This is a genomic window from Brevibacterium sp. LAARM3_SD1, from assembly GCF_057364765.1.
Map to the genome: position 1 here is coordinate 1 of NZ_JBNFOL010000035.1, position 15,098 is coordinate 15,098.

At 65.1% G+C, this 15,098-nt stretch carries 14 protein-coding genes and 1 pseudogene; 14 read left to right on the forward strand and 1 reads right to left on the reverse strand.

What is annotated here, in order from left to right; translation table 11 throughout:
• The first annotated feature begins 124 nt into the window (after positions 1-124).
• From AC2W7L_RS15880 to AC2W7L_RS15925, 10 genes and pseudogenes are all read left to right on the forward strand, one after another.
• Positions 125-1,276, forward strand: coding sequence for a GuaB3 family IMP dehydrogenase-related protein (locus tag AC2W7L_RS15880; protein WP_486005213.1), 1,152 nt, complete (start codon positions 125-127; stop codon positions 1,274-1,276).
• Positions 1,277-1,311: 35 nt separating this feature from the next.
• Positions 1,312-2,121 carry an SURF1 family protein gene (locus AC2W7L_RS15885; protein ID WP_486005214.1) on the forward strand — a complete coding sequence of 270 codons (810 nt, stop codon included), beginning with the start codon at positions 1,312-1,314 and terminating at the stop codon, positions 2,119-2,121.
• 136 nt (positions 2,122-2,257) lie between these two features.
• The gene (locus AC2W7L_RS15890; protein ID WP_167198339.1) at positions 2,258-2,695 is read left to right on the forward strand and encodes a DUF3817 domain-containing protein; all 438 of its coding nucleotides are present in this window, start codon (positions 2,258-2,260) and stop codon (positions 2,693-2,695) included.
• Positions 2,696-2,898: 203 nt separating this feature from the next.
• A complete protein-coding gene (gene guaA / locus AC2W7L_RS15895) occupies positions 2,899-4,482 on the forward strand; it encodes a glutamine-hydrolyzing GMP synthase (protein WP_486005215.1) in 1,584 nt (527 codons plus the stop codon).
• Positions 4,483-4,664: 182 nt separating this feature from the next.
• Positions 4,665-5,321, forward strand: coding sequence for a biotin transporter BioY (locus AC2W7L_RS15900; protein ID WP_486005216.1), 657 nt, complete (start codon positions 4,665-4,667; stop codon positions 5,319-5,321).
• A gap of 38 nt (positions 5,322-5,359) precedes the next feature.
• Positions 5,360-6,045 (forward strand): annotated as a pseudogene (locus AC2W7L_RS15905) (energy-coupling factor ABC transporter ATP-binding protein).
• Positions 6,042-6,692: an energy-coupling factor transporter transmembrane component T family protein gene (locus AC2W7L_RS15910; RefSeq protein ID WP_486005217.1), complete on the forward strand. Its 651-nt coding sequence runs from the start codon at positions 6,042-6,044 to the stop codon at positions 6,690-6,692. The pseudogene AC2W7L_RS15905 and the gene AC2W7L_RS15910 overlap by 4 nt, the downstream one beginning before the upstream one ends.
• A 677-nt stretch (positions 6,693-7,369) precedes the next feature.
• Positions 7,370-8,047, forward strand: a complete 678-nt coding sequence (locus AC2W7L_RS15915; RefSeq protein ID WP_486005218.1) for a hypothetical protein — start codon at positions 7,370-7,372, stop codon at positions 8,045-8,047.
• A gap of 11 nt (positions 8,048-8,058) precedes the next feature.
• Positions 8,059-8,376 (forward strand): hypothetical protein, encoded by a 318-nt coding sequence (locus tag AC2W7L_RS15920; RefSeq protein ID WP_486005219.1) that lies wholly within the window; start codon positions 8,059-8,061, stop codon positions 8,374-8,376.
• Between the two features lie 211 nt (positions 8,377-8,587).
• Complete coding sequence (locus AC2W7L_RS15925; RefSeq protein ID WP_486005220.1) at positions 8,588-9,157, forward strand: cysteine hydrolase family protein; 570 nt, start codon at positions 8,588-8,590, stop codon at positions 9,155-9,157.
• A 130-nt stretch (positions 9,158-9,287) separates the two neighbouring features.
• Here the strand turns inward: AC2W7L_RS15925 and AC2W7L_RS15930 are convergent, their stop codons facing one another.
• Positions 9,288-10,469, reverse strand: a complete 1,182-nt coding sequence (locus AC2W7L_RS15930; protein WP_486005221.1) for a glycosyltransferase family 4 protein — start codon at positions 10,467-10,469, stop codon at positions 9,288-9,290.
• A gap of 250 nt (positions 10,470-10,719) precedes the next feature.
• Between AC2W7L_RS15930 and AC2W7L_RS15935 the strand changes: the two genes are divergently transcribed.
• The 4 genes from AC2W7L_RS15935 (at position 10,720) to AC2W7L_RS15950 (ending at position 15,060) form a co-directional block, all read left to right on the forward strand.
• Positions 10,720-11,346, forward strand: a complete 627-nt coding sequence (locus AC2W7L_RS15935) for a LemA family protein (protein ID WP_486005222.1) — start codon at positions 10,720-10,722, stop codon at positions 11,344-11,346.
• Positions 11,343-12,197 carry a tRNA pseudouridine(38-40) synthase TruA gene (gene truA, locus AC2W7L_RS15940; RefSeq protein ID WP_486005223.1) on the forward strand — a complete coding sequence of 285 codons (855 nt, stop codon included), beginning with the start codon at positions 11,343-11,345 and terminating at the stop codon, positions 12,195-12,197. Before AC2W7L_RS15935 ends, truA begins: the two co-directional genes overlap by 4 nt.
• A 230-nt stretch (positions 12,198-12,427) precedes the next feature.
• Positions 12,428-14,566 (forward strand): bifunctional metallophosphatase/5'-nucleotidase, encoded by a 2,139-nt coding sequence (locus AC2W7L_RS15945; protein WP_486005224.1) that lies wholly within the window; start codon positions 12,428-12,430, stop codon positions 14,564-14,566.
• Positions 14,567-14,568: 2 nt separating this feature from the next.
• On the forward strand, positions 14,569-15,060 hold the full coding sequence (locus tag AC2W7L_RS15950) for an LPXTG cell wall anchor domain-containing protein (protein ID WP_486005225.1): 492 nt from the start codon (positions 14,569-14,571) through the stop codon (positions 15,058-15,060).
• Positions 15,061-15,098: the final 38 nt, after the last annotated feature.

Genomic DNA, 15,098 nt, shown 5'->3' on the forward strand with positions numbered 1-15,098 from the left:
CGGCGGCCCAGATACCTGGCGCCAGGTTGCTGGGCCGCCGTCGGGTAGTCCTGGGAGGGGAGACGGCCCATTCCTCATAGTGGGCTGAGACCAGTGGAGAACGGTGGTGGGATAGGCTGTTGGGGTGAGTTCTGAAATCGAAATCGGCAGAGGCAAGCGCGGCCGTCGCGCCTATTCGCTCGACGACATCGCCATCGTCCCCGCTCGGCGCACCCGCGACCCCGAAGACGTGTCCCTGACCTGGCAGATCGACGCCTACCAGTTCGAGCTGCCGTTCATCGGCGCCCCCATGGACTCGGCCATGTCGCCGGAGACCGTCATTTCGCTCGGCAAGTTCGGCGGCCTCGGCGTCCTCGACCTCGAAGGACTGTGGACCCGGTACGAGGATCCCACCCCGCAGCTGGCCGAAATCGCACAGCTGCCGGCGGAGATGGCGACCTCCCGGATGCAGGAGCTCTACTCCGCCCCCATCCAGGCCGAACTCATCACTGCTCGCCTCGAGCAGATCCGTGAAGCCGGGGTCACCGTGGCAGGTGCCCTGACCCCGCAGCGGACTCAGGAGTTCTACAAGACCGTCATCGACGCCGGAGTCGACATCTTCGTCATCCGCGGCACCACGGTCTCGGCCGAGCATGTGTCGACCCACACCGAACCGCTCAACCTCAAGCAGTTCATCTACGAACTCGATGTTCCCGTCATCGTCGGCGGAGCCGCCACCTACACCGCGGCCCTGCACCTCATGCGCACCGGTGCCGCCGGCGTCCTCGTCGGCTTCGGCGGGGGAGCGGCGGCCACGACGCGGAAGACCCTGGGCATCCACGCCCCGATGGCCACCGCCGTCGCCGACGTCCACGCCGCCCGGCGGGATTACATGGACGAATCCGGCGCCGCTACGTCCACGTCATCGCCGACGGCGGACTCGGCACCAGCGGCGAAATCGTCAAGGCCTTCGGCGCGCGCCGACGCCGTCATGCTCGGCACCGCCCTGGCCCGAGTCGACCGAAGCCCCCGGTCGCGGAATGCACTGGGGCGCCGAGGCCCACCACCCGGACCTGCCGCGCGGCCACCGCGTGGAACTGGGCACCGTCGGCAGCCTCGAGCAGGTGCTCTTCGGCCCCGGCCGCACCGCGATCGGCGAACTCAACCTCGCCGGCGCACTGCGTCGGGCGCTGGCCACCACCGGCTATCTCGACCTCAAGGAATTCCAACGCGTCGACGTCACCGTCTCGCCCTACCAGACTGGTTCGGTGGTCTGATCTGTTCCGCCTGGCACTGACCCCCAAATGGCTGGGGTCCCTGCTCCTCGTCCTGGTGCTCGTCACCTGCTTCGTCGGACTCTCCGCGTGGCAGGTCGACCGCGCCCAGCACAAGAACGACGTCACGGAATCCGCTCAAGTCGATGAGCTCAAGGACTTCAACGACGTCATGGACGCCCAGGCCCCGATGCCCGGCATCCTCGCCGACCAGCGGGTCAGCCTGTCAGGACACTGGATCCCCGACGCTCAGGTCGTCATCCCCGGACGCGTCCAGGACGGGGACTCCGGATATTGGGTCGTGACGATGTTCGCCCCGGACGGGGGCCACCTCGGTGAGGGTGTCAAGGTCGCGAACGCCGATGAGAAGACGATCGCGATCCCCGTCGTCCGCGGTTTCACCACCGACGAGGATACGGCGATGACCTCCGAGGCCCGGGACGGCCAGGTCGAACTGACCGCGCGGATCGGGCCCATCGAAGGCCCCGTCGAGGGCAATGACCTGCCCGAGGGTCAGGTGCACACGGTCTCGACCTCGCAGATCATCAATCTGTTCCCCGACCTGCTCACCTACTCCGGGTTCCTCATCCCCGAAACCGCCGACGGCGCGGCCGCCTCGGTGGGCACCGACGGCCTCGAACAGGTACCGACGACGACCACGCGCGACGAGGGCGGATTCGATCTGCAGTCGGCGGTCTACGCCCTTGAATGGATCATCTTCGCAGCCATGGCCCTCTACATGTGGGTCCAGTTGCTGCGTGACGACTTCGTCCGGCGCCGCCTCGACGAGGACTCCCAGGATTCGGAGAAGCGCGTCGAGTATGTTGTCGTCAAACCCGCCGGCGTGCGACCATCGACCCCGAGGTGATGTCCGGACTGACCGGACTGCCGGCCCATCGTCACGGTGGGAAGAAGCCGGGGAAGACACCCGGAAAGAAGGCCGGGAAGACGCCCGGAAAGACATCCGAACCGACCGACACTTCCACGACCGGAGGAAACTGAGCGTGAGCGAAGAACACGAGTCCTTGGACTCCCGCCCCGATTTCGACGAGAACGACGTGTGGAGCGTCAAACGCTTCACCTCCGCGCGCAATGCGCTGAAGTTCTACCGTGTGATGGCGTTCATCACCGGCACGATGCTGCTCATCCTCACGGTCGAGATGATCTACAAGTACCTCATCGCCGCCGACCCGGCCACCGCCCTGAATTTCGGCGGCTTCAACCTCGCCGCGGCCATCGCGATCTGCCACGGCTGGTGCTACGTCGTCTACCTCATCGGCTGCTTCTGGCTCAATCAGCAGATGCGCTGGACGCTCGGCCGCTACCTCATCCTCGCACTGGCCGGCGTCGTGCCCGTGATGTCGTTCATCCTCGAACGTCGCATCCACCGCCAGGTCGACGCGGAGCTCGAAGCCGCCGTCGTCGTCGCCCCCAAGTCCTAAGACAGAACCCACCCTCCCCGAGGCGGCCCACCGATCCGTGCGCAACCGCGGTGGTGAGGCCGGCCCAGTTCGCCCCCACCGAGGCGACCGTGCCCTCGTCTCCCACCCTCACCGAGGTGGCTCGTCGATGCGTGCGCAACCGCACTGAGATGGCCGTCTGACCCGAATTCGGGCGTCCGGTCGCCGACGCTTAGAATTGGATCATGACGCAATCCCAGAGCACGCAGGTGCCCCCCGTCCTCGTCGTCGATTTCGGCGCCCAGTACGCCCAGCTCATCGCACGACGCATCCGCGAAGCCGGCCTGTACTCGGAGATCATCGCCCACGACGCGCCCGCGTCCGAGTTCGCGGCGAAGAACCCCGTGGCCATCGTGCTCTCCGGTGGCCCCTCGAGCGTCAACGACGCCGCCGCCCCGAACTTCGACACCTCGGTGTTCGACCTCGGAGTGCCCACGATGGGCATCTGCTACGGCTTCCAGCTCATGTCGACCGCCCTCGGCGGCCGCGTAGCCAAGACCGATAAGCGCGAATACGGATCGACCCCGGTCTCCGTGTCCCAGGCCGGTGCACTCCTTGCCGAGACCCCGGGCAACTACAAGGTCTGGATGTCCCACGGGGACTCCGTCGCCGAGGCGCCCGCCGGCTTCGACGTCCTCGCCTCCACCCCGGACACCCCCGTCGCGGCCTTCGAATGCGCGGCGAAGAAGTTCGCCGGAGTGCAGTGGCACCCCGAGGTCCTCCACTCGGAGAACGGGCAGAAGATCCTCGAGAACTTCCTGTTCAACGTCGCTGGCCTCGAAGCCGACTGGACGAACGAATCGGTCATCGACGAACAGGTCGACCTCATCCGCGCCCGTGTCGGATCGAAGAAGGTCATCTGTGCCCTGTCCGGCGGCGTTGATTCCTCCGTAGCCGCCGCCCTCGTCCACAAGGCCATCGGCGATCAGCTCACCTGTGTCTTCGTCGACCACGGTCTGCTGCGTCAGGACGAACGAGTCCAGGTCGAGAAGGACTATGTCGATTCGATCGGCGTCCGCCTGGTCACCGTCGACGCCCGTGAGCAGTTCCTGTCGCAGCTCGCCGGAGTCACCGACCCGGAGGAGAAGCGCAAGATCATCGGCCGCGAGTTCATCCGCACCTTCGAATCCGCTGCCGCCGACCTCGTCCTCAAGGCTCAGGAAGGCGACGGCGAAGAGATCGCCTTCCTCGTCCAGGGCACCCTCTACCCCGACGTCGTCGAATCCGGCGGGGGATCGGGCACCGCGAACATCAAGAGCCACCACAACGTCGGCGGCCTGCCCGATGACATCCAGTTCCAGCTCATCGAACCCCTGCGCGCCCTGTTCAAGGACGAAGTCCGCGCCATCGGTCGCGAACTCGGCGTGCCCGAGGCTATCGTCTCCCGCCAGCCGTTCCCCGGGCCCGGCCTGGGCATCCGCATCATCGGCGAGGTCACCGAGGAGCGACTGAACATCCTGCGCAAGGCCGATGCCATCGCCCGCGCAGAGCTGACGAAGGCCGGCCTCGATGGAGAGATCTGGCAGTGTCCGGTCGTGCTCCTGGCCGATGTCCGCTCCGTCGGAGTCCAGGGCGACGGCCGCACCTACGGCCACCCCGTCGTGCTGCGCCCGGTCTCGAGCGAGGACGCGATGACCGCGGACTGGACGCGCATCCCCTACGACGTGCTCTCCGTGATCTCCAACCGCATCACCAACGAGGTCGACGACATCAACCGCGTCGTCCTCGACGTCACCTCGAAGCCTCCGGGCACCATCGAATGGGAGTGATCCTCCGCGACCATTGAGGGGTCCCTGCACACGTGAACGTGCGGGACACCCTCGCCGAGGCGGCCTCGACCGCGACCCCGAATACCGCTCCTGAACACCGTTCAGTTACAGTGGGAGGGTGCTCGAGGCCGCCTCGGGCGTCCCCGATCCCGTCGGGGAGGATCACGACCAATGGAGTACTCATGACACCGACCCACAGCACCACCTCGGCGGGGATCACCCGTCCTCGCTCGGCCGGCAGCGATATCGCTCTCGTCGCGGTCTTCGCGGCGATGCTCGCGGCCTTTGCGATGATGCCTCCTGTTCCGGTGGGTCCTCTCGGTGTGCCGATCACTCTGCAGACCTTCGCGATCGCCCTGTGTGGGATGGTGCTCGGACCCTGGCGCGGATTCTCAGCCACCCTGCTCTACGTCGTCCTCGGTCTCATCGGACTCCCGATCTTCTCGGGAATGCGCGGCGGAATCGGCGTCCTCGCAGGACCAAGTGCCGGCTATATCCTCTCCTTCGCGCTCTATGCTCTCCTCGCCGGCCTCATCGCCCGCTGGGCCGTGCGCCGCTTCAGCGGAATGAAGCTCGGCGTGGTGCTGTTCGTCGGCGGCTTCGGCGGCAGCCTCCTGCTCAACCACCCGCTGGGCATCCTCGGCATGTCGATCAACGGCGACCTGCCCCTCGGCGTCGCCGCGGTCGCGGACCTCGCCTACTGGCCCGGTGATGTTGTGAAGAACATTCTGGCCGCCTCGGTGGCGGTGCTCATCCACCGCGCATTCCCCGATGTGCTGCGCCGTCGCGGCATCAGCGTCGAGTCGGTATCGGCCGAGCAGGTCCAGGGCGCGAAGTGACACGTGAGATCAGGTTGAGCGACGTCGGCGTCGGAGTCATCGACGACGGCCCCGACGGCGATGTCGTGCGCCCGATCCTCCGTGACGTCAACCTCACCCTCACCGAGGATGTCGTCGCCGTCATCGGCGCCAACGGCTCGGGAAAGTCGACCCTGCTGCAGCTGTTCAACGGACTGGTCACGGCGAACGCCGGCGAGGTCCTCGTCGATGGTTTCGACCCGCGGCGTCAGGCGGCGAAGGTGCGATCGCGCGTCGGGTTCGTCTTCACCGATCCGGCCGCGCAGCTGGTCATGCCCACCCCGATCGAGGACATCGAACTCTCCCTGCGCAAGTCCGTGCCCAAGCGTGAGAGGCGGGCAGCGGCTCTGGCGGTGCTCGACGAGCTCGGCATCGCGACCTGGCCGAACGCAGCGTCTACGAACTCTCCGGCGGCCAGCGTCAGCTCGTAGCACTGGCCGCGGTGCTTGCGGTGGATCCGCAGATCCTCGTCCTCGACGAGCCGACGACCCTGCTCGACCTGCGCAACAAGGAGCGGCTGCGCATGCATCTCCAGGAGCTCGTGGCCAGGCGCGGGGTGCGCATCATCCTCACCACCCATGACCTCGAGTTCGCGCAGATCGCCCAGCGCGCGATCGTTGTCGACGACGGTCGGATCGTGGCTGATGCCGCCCCTGCCGAGGCGGTTGAGACCTACCGGAACCTCATCATGAGCGATACGCCATGACCCAGGCGGTGACGTGGCGGAAGAACGCCGGCATCAAGGCCCGACCACAGCTCTTCGGGAAGGTCGCGCATCCTCGGGGATGGCTGCACGAGGTGCCGACGGGTGTGAAGCTGGCGGTGATCGCCGTCATCGGCATCGTCGCACTGATCTTCCGCGACGCGGCGATCAATTGGTCGATGTTCGCTGCCCTCGTCGTCATCGGCTTCACCGCACAGCTGCGCCCGAGGTACTTCCTGCGCACGTGGATCTACGTGGCGGTGCTCGTGGCGATCGTCATGGGGCTGCAGTTCTTCTTCGGTTCCATGGAGTCGGGGCTGGCTGTCGGCGGGACCGTGTTCGCCTGTGTGCAGGCGGCTCTGATCCTGACCCTGACGACGACGGTGGCGCAGCTGCTCGACACGTTCACCACCCTGGTCTCGCCGTTGCGGTTCTTCGGTGCGAACACTGAGGCGATCGCGCTGACCGCGAGCCTCATGGTTCGGGCGATCTCCCATATCTCCGGTCTGCTCGGGGAAGCCGAACGCGCCGCCCGCGCACGCGGTCTCGACTCGAGCATCAAGGCCCGGATCGTGCCGGCGATCCTGCGGTCGGTCAAGTATGCACAGGACACCGGACGGGCACTCGACGCCCGCGGCATCGTGGACTGAGCTCGTAGTGCGAACCGCTGTTGTGGTCAGCGGACGCGGTATCGTGTCGTGGCCAGTGCAGTAGTTTGCTCCCAGGCAGACTGAGGCCCGTGTTCTCCTGCTCCAGATACGTTCACTGTGGGAGGGGCTCTGCCCTACTGGGGCTGATGGAGGTCGACGCAAGTCGCCGCGATGGGGTTATGACTTACGAAACAAAATGGCCGCCGCGAATCGCAGTAGGTACGGGCGATGACTAAGCGGAACGACCTGTGAACCCGCATCGAGCACAAGTTCCTTCGCGTTGCGGGGCGGCTGGGGCGGCACCAGTCATCGACGCTTCGGGGCTCAAGATGCAGTCGGTCGCTGTGGGCGGGAGACTAGACGGCGGTGCACCACAACGCCACGATGCGCATCGCCGGATAGTGGGAGGCATGATGAGTGACAATCCACGACATGAAACCCAACAGAGCATCATCAATTCTGTTACACAACTGCGATCGTTACCAACAGTCGAGTACGGGTAACAGCCTGCTTTTATTGTGAACTAACGGCTCGCGCAGCCATTTCTTAAAAATTACATTCTCGCAACATGTGACGTTGTCGGGATGCTGTGGTTGCAGAGCTGTGAACCCCTCGATAGCGTGATTGACGTCATATCCCCTGACAGATAGATAATAACGTTGAGGATCCCCAAAGCAATGCGCACCCGAGCACTCTGCGCTGTCCCTCTCGCCTGCGCACTCGCGCTTATCAGCCTGAGCCCCGCGCACGCCAACTCGACTGCCAATCAAGGGGAACCGCAGTCAGCAGGCTCTACGTCCACACTGACCGAAAAACGATCCGAGGGCGCTGTCGAATACACCGACGGTCAATCTTCGGTCAAGATCCTTGAGCCGGACGGTTCAAAAGCTGAGTCTGCCAGCCCGCAGGCAAAAGGCCGTTACGTAGGTTGCCATCTCAAAGTCCATTATGTCCACGGCTCACATCATGTGAAAGGAACGATCAACGGAACTGCCACTGTGAACTGCAAATATGCCGGCGGAGGAAAGGCAAGCGTTTCGTCCCTCGGGTTGAGCTATTCGTTGATTCGTGTAAGCCCAAATAACAAACAGTGGGCCGCCGGCATGGTCAACAACTCAAACAAGTCAAAGATCGCGAACAACCGGGGAGTCCCCTGCAGCGAAGGGGCAGGACGATTCCAGGGCTGGGCCCAGGCCGAAATGACGCCGCCGAAGGGTTATAAGATGTCAACCCCGCCAACAAAGAAGGAATATGGGAAGACGAAATGGGTGGGATGTGGCGACGATGGTGATCCGCAATCTTCAAGCAAGGGTGTGAGCGAAGAGATTACGGTCACCTTCGCTCCAATCGACTGAAACGGATCGAAATGAGAACCCACGAAACAGTTCATTCCGAATGCTCCTACGTGGATGACGAGCCGACGTACAGAGTCAACTTTTGGGAAGGCGATGGAACAACTGCCTGGAGGCTCCAGGCCTTCGTCCTCTCCGACGTCGACAATGTGCGGGAAGCATTGGACTGGGTTAAGAGACATGAGAACGGGCGCCCTGCTGAACTGTTCGTTGAGATCGACAATGAAGAAATCCATCCGTTCGACACCCCACGGAAAACTGATCTGATTCGTCTATACGGTGCCAATCCGAACGAGAGCCTAGAGCAGGTCACGATCGGGGCCTACAGCTGACAAGCCGTCGTCGCACTGTTTGACAGAGCGGTCCGCGCCGAAAGGCACGGACCGCTCGCTTCTGTTCACCCGTGCGTCGCACTTGGCAACTGCCTCCGCCACAGAGGCGTGTGAGATTCAGCCGGCCTTGAGTCGGGACTCAGCGGACCATCCGGTGTGAGGAGTAGCCTCGGCGAGAGACGGGGCGAACCCCGTCCGAACCGAAGGAGACATGATGACCGGCGCCGAGAACACTGTCCTGTTGGCCATGGATTTCCAGAACGGCATCGCCGGAGACGACGCTTTCGCCTCAACCGGAGTGCTCGAACGTGCACGGGACGCCGTCGCCGCGGCCCGCGGAAACAACATCCCCGTCGTCTGGGTGCGAGTGGCCCTGCGCGAAGGACATCCGGAACTGGCCGCAACGGCATCGTTTGCGCAGATCGCCGCCCACGGCGACGTCGACGAAACCCACGCCTCGACGAGCATCCATGAAACCCTCGACCGGCATCAGGGTGAGCCGATCGTGACCAAGCGTCGCATCAGCGCCTTCACCGGCAGCGATCTCGAGGTGCTGCTGCGCGGCTACGGGGCCTCGTCTCTCGTGCTCGCCGGAGTCGCCACGAGCGGTGTCGTGCTCTCGACAGTGCGTCAGGCCGCCGATCTCGACTTCGAACTCACAGTGCTCTCCGACGCCTGCGCCGACCGCGACCCCGAGGTCCACACGGTGCTCACCGAGAAGGTGTTCCCGAAGCAGGCGAAGGTCCTCACGGTCGCAGACTGGACCGCCGGCTTCGCCTGAGTTCGGCAGCTGTAGGCTCGCGCGCGCCGACCGCTCACCTCGGCGTCCAGCGATCGGCATATGACGTGATACCGCGGCGGCAAATCGAGCGGTCGGCGAAAGGGCCGGATGCTGACCAGAGGCGATCGCGTCAGTAGGGGAGCGGATTCTCCAGCCCGGAGTTGACCATCGAGCTGAATCCGCGGCCGAGCACCTGCGGGGCTGGATTCTCGATCGCCCGCGAATAGTGGCCGACGAGCTGTGAGCACACGCTCTTCCAACTCCTGGCCTGCACCTGCTCACGACCGGCGACCCCGAAGGCCCGCCGTTTCGCCTCGTCGCCGAGGAGGTCCGCCGCATGCGCTCGCATGGCACCGAGATCCTTCGGGGTGTAGAGCCACCCGGTGCGCGAGGAGTCGACGAGGTCGAGCGGACCGCCTCTGGCGGGAGCGATGACCGGCACCTCGGAGGCCATGGCCTCCTGAATCGTCTGGCAGAAGGTCTCGAGCTCACCCGGGGCGACCATGAGGTCGAAGCTCGCCACAGCTTGGGCCAGAGCATCCCCGCCGAGGAACCCGGTGAAGTGAGCCTCCGGCAGCAGCCGCTGCAGACGTGTCCGCCAGGGGCCGTCGCCGACGATGACGACCTTCGCCCCGGGCAGATCGGTGAGTGCGGCAAGGTCTTCGACCTGCTTCTCCGCCGCCAACCGGCCGACGAAGCCGATGATCTTCTCACCGTTCGGGGCCACGCTTCGTCGCCAGGCCTCCGAACGGTGACTCGGGTCGAAGCGGGAGGAATCGACCCCACGGGCCCACAAGGCCACCTCGGCGACACCGAGTCCCTGCAGCTGATCGATCGTGTACGACGATGGGGCAAGCGTCAGGGAGGAGTGCTGGTGGATATTGCGGACGTGGTTCCACAGCATGGCCTCGATGCCGTGCATTCCGTACCGGGCGGCATAGGCGGGAACCTCGGTCTGGTAGATCGCCACGGTCGGCAGATTGAGTGCCTGCGCGGCGAGGACCCCGCGCCACCCGAGGACGAACGGGCTGGCCAGGTGGACGACGTCCGGGGCGAAGCGCTGCAGCAGCCGGCGGATGCGGGTGACGCCGCCGGGAGCCACGCGGATGCGCCGATACTTCGGCAAGGCGATCGAGGGGACCCGGACGATGCGGGCGCCTGCGACCTCCTTCGGACCGTCCCTGCGTGTGCCCGGAGCGATGACGAGGACTTCGTCGCCGCGGTCGGCCAGATGGTCGAGGACCCGCAGGAGTGAGTGGGTGACCCCATTCATATTGGGGAGGAAGGATTCTGCAATGATCGCTACTCTCACGGCTTCCAGCTAAGGCTCGCCGAGTGACGAATGCGTGACTCGAAGGCGACAGGTCGGCGACATCTGGCCGAAATCGGCCCATCGTGGCCCCAGTGACCGCTCAATGCCGAGGTCGGTTACTGGTGCTGGACCGTCTCCGTGACCGCTCATGGTCGTCTCGGTGTCCGGATGATGACCTGTTCGCGACGAGTCTGAACCCCGCGTAAACTGAGGTGTCGGAAATGCTCGCGCAGCACAGGGAACGAGGGGAATGACCGTGGTCTGGTTCATCGTCGGCGGTTGCGTACTCGCCGCTCTCATCGTCATCTTCGTCGTCCTCACCGTCCTGCGCTTCAACCAGCTGTCCATGGCCCGGTCGCTGTGCGACGAGGCCAAACGGCAGCTCATCGGCGAGATCCGCGCCCGCCACGGTCTCGTGCCCGCGTATATCGGCACGCTTCAGCAGATCGCCGGACAAGACCTCTCCAGGCTCGAACTCGCGCTCGCCTCCGCCGAACGTGCCCCCTTCGACCATCGCGGTGCCGCGGCCGAGAACGCCCTGACCGACGCCGTCAACGAAGCCGCGCTCATCCCCGCGGCGCTGTCTGAGAGGCCTCTGACCTCGGATTATGCCCGTTCCCAGCAGTCGGCGGTCAACGAAGAGATCGACACGACGATCCAGCTCCTGCACGGTCAGCTGCAGGTTCTCACCGAACGGATTCTGGCCGGCGCGCGGTTCTACAACACGAACGTCGAACGCTATCACCGGCAGCGGATTCGCCCGATCTCCCGCCTCTTCGGCGGAGTCTTCAAGGCCCGCGCCCCATTCACCGAGGCGATCTGTGACGATGGCGGCCCCGGTGAGGTGGGCCCTGCCCCGGCGAGGATGACTCCATGACGCGCTTCCGCCTCGATCTGGGCTACCGCGGCACGGATTTCCACGGGTGGGCCAAACAGCCGGGTCTGCGCACGGTGCAGGCCGCCGTGGAATCCGGACTCGAGCGGATCACCGGCACCGAGGTGGCCACCGTCGTCGCCGGCCGCACCGACTCAGGAGTCCACGCCAGGCGCCAAGTCGTCCACATCGATCTCAGCGACGTGGCGATCGGAAAGCTCATCGGCCAGTCGAATCGACCCGCCGAGGGGGCCCTGCTGTCCCGTCTGCGCGGAGTCCTCGCCGGCGGAGGGTTCGATGACATCGTCGTCCACGCGGCGACCGAGGTGCCCGAGGACTTCGATGCTCGGTTCTCCGCACTGTGGCGGTCGTATCAGTACCGGTTGGCCGATCACCGGTCCTTCATCGATCCGCTGCTGACCCAGGTGACGCCGCGTCACAAGGGCGAACTCGACGCCGAAGCCATGGCCGAAGCCGCGAGCGAGGTCCAGGGGCTCCACGACTTCCTGCCCTTCTGCAAACCCCGCGAGGGAGCGACGACGATCCGCACCCTGTATGAGCTGCGCGTCGAGCGCGATCAGGACGCTGTCATCACCATCGATCTGCGTGCCGACGCCTTCTGTCACCACATGGTCCGTGCGCTCGTCGGCGGACTGATCAAGGTCGGATCCGGCAGTTGGGCGGTGACCCGCCCGGCCGAACTCATCGCCGAGGCTGACGCCGGGCTGACCCCGGATGTGCCCATGTTCGTCACTCCCGCCGAAGGCCTCGTCCTCACCGAGGTTGGATACCCGGTTCCCGAGGAGTACGCGGCTCGGAGCGCCCAGACGATGGCCCGCCGCGACCAGGAATAGAGCGGCACGTTAGTTGGGCGCGGCGAGGAACTGAGCGGCACCCGAAGCCCCATCGATCAGGGCAGCTGAACGGATTTTGAGAGAATTCCTCTTTCCAGTTGTGAGAATCCTGTGTAGATTCACACTTAAGTAACTTTCAGTTCGCATTGGCACTGCAGGATGGAATCCGTCTTCATCCCCACCGGCACGGTTGATGTGCGCCTCACTGAACGATCGAAGGAACCGAATACATGTCGAAACTTGTGACCACAGTGCTGGCCACGGGCGCCGCAGTGTCGATGCTGACTCTGCCCGGCCTCGCGCCCGCTATCGGGGCACCCTCTCTGGGTAACGGAAATTCGACCGACACCAGCGCCACAGCGCCGAGCGAATCGGCTCCTGCAGACTCCGACGAGACATCGAACGACTCGTCCGCCGGCAGCAAGTCCGCGACATCGGAGGGCGACGCGGGCGCTGATCAGGATTCCGACAGCGAGGCGCAGTCGGCGCCCGAGGGCACCTCGGTCCAGCTGCTCAATATCACCGACTTCCACGGACGCATCTCCGAGGCAGGCACTCAGGTCGCTTCGGTGGTCGAGGAGGAGCGAGCGAAGTTCGGCACCGGCAGCGACAATGCCGGCACCGCGCTGCTGTCGACCGGTGACAATATCGGAGCGTCGACCTACACGTCCTCGTCGCAGAATGACAAGCCCACCCTTGATGTCCTCAACGCCATGGGTGTAGAGGCGTCCGCTGTCGGCAATCACGAATTCGACAAAGGCATCGACGACCTCACCGGACGGGTGAGCGACGAAGCCGACTTCCCGTACTCGGCGGCCAACGTCTATGACAAGGGAACCCAGAACGTGGTCGACGGCCTCGACGAGTACTCCATCGTCGACGTCGCGGGAGTCAAGATCGCCGTCATCGGCGTGGTCACCAAGGACACCGCCTCGCTCGTCTCACCGGACGGAATCGCCGACCTCGACTTCGGTGATCCCACGGACGCAGTCAATCGCGTCGCCGAGGATCTCGAGGAGCTGCCTGAAGACGAACGGCCGGATATGACGGTCGTCGAGGCCCACCTCGGCGCGTCATCGACCGAAAGCCTCGAGGATGCGAAGGCGTCGAACGCCGAGTTCGAGAAGCTCGTCACGGAGGCCGATGCCTCGGTCGACGCCATGTTCACCGGCCACACCCACATGCCGTATGCCTTCGAAGCTCCCGTGCCCGGAGAGCCCGACCGGACCCGTCCCGTCATCGAGGCCGGCAGCTACGGCGAATACGTCGGGCAGGTGACGATGAGCGTCGACGGCAACAGCAACTGGCAGGCCAGCGGCATCGACCTCATCGACACCGAGGACAAGAGCTATGACTCCGAGGTCGTCGACGAGGTCGCCGGCATCGTCAGCGACGCCGAGGAGAAGGCCAAGGAGCTCGGCTCCGAAGTCACCGGCGCGATCAGCGAGGACATCACCCGAGCGAAGAAGGACGGTGAGGAAGACCGCGGTGCCGAGTCCACGCTCGGCAACCTCGTCGCGGATGCGCTCAAGGAAGGCGTCGAGGAGACCCAGCTCGAGGAGGCCGACTTCGGCATCACGAACCCGGGCGGACTGCGCACCGACCTGCTCTGCGATGACATCTACAACACCGAGGACGAGTGCGAAGTCACCGTCGCCGAACTCAACAGCGTGCTTCCCTTCGCGAACGACCACGGCGTCGTGACGATGAAGGGCGAGGACGTCATCGGCCTGTTCGAGGAACAGTGGCAGCCGGACGGTGCGTCCCGCCCCTTCCTGCACCTGGGCATCTCGGATGACCTCGACGTCGTCTACGACAGCGACGCCGACAAGGGTGAGCGCGTGAAGTCCGTCAAGGTCGATGGCAAGGAGATCGACCCGAACCAGGACTACCGGGTCGCGACGCTGAGCTTCCTCGCCGCCGGTGGGGACAACTTCACCTCCTTCGCCAAGGGCGACTTCGAACAATCCGGCCTGACCGACTTCGAGACCTGGGAGAACTACTTCAACAAGCACCAGGCCGAGGGCGAGGACGTCACTCCGGACAAGAACGAGCGACAGGCCGATGCGGCCAAGGACGTCATCGACAATGGTGAGCTGAGCGCCGAGCTGACCGGACCGAAGACCATCAAACAGGGTGAGAGCGCCGAGTTCGCGCTCAAGACGGATGCGAAGTCCGAGGTCTCAGGTCCCGTCGACGTCACCGTCGATCTGCCGGAGGGCTATACCGCCGAGCGGCCGCACAGTCCGAGTCCCAGTCGGCTTCCGCCGACGCCGCCAAGGGCAAGGCCCCCGAAGTCAACACCGAGGCGGCTGCCAAGACGATCACCCTCGATTCGATCCCGGCGGGGGAGTCCGAGACTCCCGTGACCGTGACCGCGCCGAAGGATGCCTCAGGTGAGGTGACCGTCAAGGTCAGCGTGCAGGCGAACGTCGAGGGACCGTGGTGGGATGACAACCCGATGCCGCTGGCGCACGAGTTCGAAGCCACCGCGGCAGTCGGTGACGACGCAGATGCCTCGGCCGACGATGACGGTTCGGCCGACGGCGGCAACGCTGATGGTGGCGCCGCTGACGGCGGGGACAGTGCGGCCGGTGGCAGCGCCGATGGCGGGGACAATGCGGCCGGCGGATCAGACGGTTCGTCGAATGCCGGGAGCGGAGCCGATGGCGCGAATGCATCTGCCGACGGTGGTTCGGCCGATGGAACTGGGGCCGATGCGAACGGTTCGAAGGACGGCGGCGATCTGCCGCGCACCGGCTTCGAGACCTTCAACATCGTCGCTGCGGCCCTGGCCCTCATCGTCGCCGGCGGCACGGCGGTCACGATCGTCCGCCGCCGCAAGCTCAGCCTCGAAAGCTGAGTCAGGCTGGCAACAGACGCTGAGTCAGGCTGACACGA

What these genes read in the sequence shown, in the direction of transcription:
- guaA (WP_486005215.1), top strand. Translation starts at nt 2,899, where the DNA reads ATGACGCAATCCCAGAGCACGCAGGTGCCCCCCGTCCTCGTCGTCGAT.
- AC2W7L_RS15900 (WP_486005216.1), top strand. Translation starts at nt 4,665, where the DNA reads ATGACACCGACCCACAGCACCACCTCGGCGGGGATCACCCGTCCTCGC.
- AC2W7L_RS15910 (WP_486005217.1), top strand. Translation starts at nt 6,042, where the DNA reads ATGACCCAGGCGGTGACGTGGCGGAAGAACGCCGGCATCAAGGCCCGA.
- AC2W7L_RS15915 (WP_486005218.1), top strand. Translation starts at nt 7,370, where the DNA reads ATGCGCACCCGAGCACTCTGCGCTGTCCCTCTCGCCTGCGCACTCGCG.
- AC2W7L_RS15920 (WP_486005219.1), top strand. Translation starts at nt 8,059, where the DNA reads ATGAGAACCCACGAAACAGTTCATTCCGAATGCTCCTACGTGGATGAC.
- AC2W7L_RS15925 (WP_486005220.1), top strand. Translation starts at nt 8,588, where the DNA reads ATGATGACCGGCGCCGAGAACACTGTCCTGTTGGCCATGGATTTCCAG.
- AC2W7L_RS15935 (WP_486005222.1), top strand. Translation starts at nt 10,720, where the DNA reads ATGACCGTGGTCTGGTTCATCGTCGGCGGTTGCGTACTCGCCGCTCTC.
- truA (WP_486005223.1), top strand. Translation starts at nt 11,343, where the DNA reads ATGACGCGCTTCCGCCTCGATCTGGGCTACCGCGGCACGGATTTCCAC.
- AC2W7L_RS15945 (WP_486005224.1), top strand. Translation starts at nt 12,428, where the DNA reads ATGTCGAAACTTGTGACCACAGTGCTGGCCACGGGCGCCGCAGTGTCG.